The 1095-nt window shown below is 68.0% G+C and carries 1 protein-coding gene; it reads right to left on the bottom strand.

Annotated features, from left to right (window positions below; genetic code table 11):
- Positions 1 to 887 (bottom strand): threonine dehydratase (locus Q8R73_RS02415; protein ID WP_305717959.1); only part of this gene is annotated, 887 nt, incomplete at its 3' end.
- Positions 888 to 1095 lie beyond the last annotated feature (208 nt).

The following is a 1095-nucleotide window of genomic DNA, read 5'->3' as shown; positions in this document are numbered from 1 at the left end:
CGCTTGCCGCGCAGCTTCGGTCTGTCCTGCAAGGCGGCGGCGAGTGCCGCGGCGCCGGCGCCTTCGGCGAGATTGTGGGTATCGGTCCAGTAGGCGCGGATCGCGGCGGCCACCTCGTCGTCGCCGACCTGCACGATGCGCGAGCAGCCGTTGCGGATGATCGCCAGCGCATCGGGATCGGGCACCCGCGTCGCCATGCCATCGGCCAGCGTGTTGCTGCTCTCGGTGGTGACGACCGTGCCGGCCGCAAACGACAGCGCATAGGACGGCGCTTCGGTGGACTGCACGCCGACGATCTCGGTGGACAGGCCGAGCAGGTCGCGCGCCAGGATGCAGCCGCAGACGCCCGAACCCTGCCCGATCGGCACGTAAAGCACATCGAGATCCGGCGCCTTCCGGAACAATTCGAGCGCGTAGGTCGCGACGCCGAGCACCAGGTTCGGGTGAAACGCCGGCACGATCTGGAATCCCGTGGCCCCGGCGCGGCGAATCGCTTCCTCGCGCGCGGCCTGAAAATCCTCGCCATACTCGACGAGTTCGGCACCTAGCGCGCGCATGCTGCGGTTTTTCTCGACCGAGTTGCCGGATGGCACGTAGATCGTCACCGGCAGACGGTAGCGGCTCGCGGCAAAGGCCAGGCTCTGGCCGTGATTGCCCCGGGTCGCCGAGATGATTCCGATGGCGCCGGGCTGCTCGCGCTTCAGCCGGTCGACATAGACCAGCCCGCCGCGCACCTTGAAGGCGCCGATCGGCGTGTGGTTCTCGTGCTTGACGATGACGTCGGCGCCGAGCCGCTCCGACAGCAACGGCCACGCCAGCGCCGGCGTCGGCGGCATCGCCGCGCCGACGACGCCGTGTGCGTTTTCCAGTTGCTGCAGATCAAACATCGGTCGCCTCAACCAGTCCTACTCGTCGTCCCCGCCAACGGGTCGGCGCGTCGCGCCGCCCGATGACTGGCTCCAGCGGGGACCCTGTTATCGCAGGCGTCCGCGATAGAACCTCTCCGCCGCGGCGTACTGGATCGTCCGGTCAAGCCGGACGATGACAGTGGAATTTGCGGCGCGTGGTTCGCGAAAGCCTCTAACATCGCTCACA

The organism is Bradyrhizobium sp. (assembly GCF_030697065.1).
GTDB lineage: Bacteria > Pseudomonadota > Alphaproteobacteria > Rhizobiales > Xanthobacteraceae > Bradyrhizobium.
Note: the sequence above shows the minus strand (reverse complement) of the source record. Positions and strands in the feature narration are given on the sequence as shown.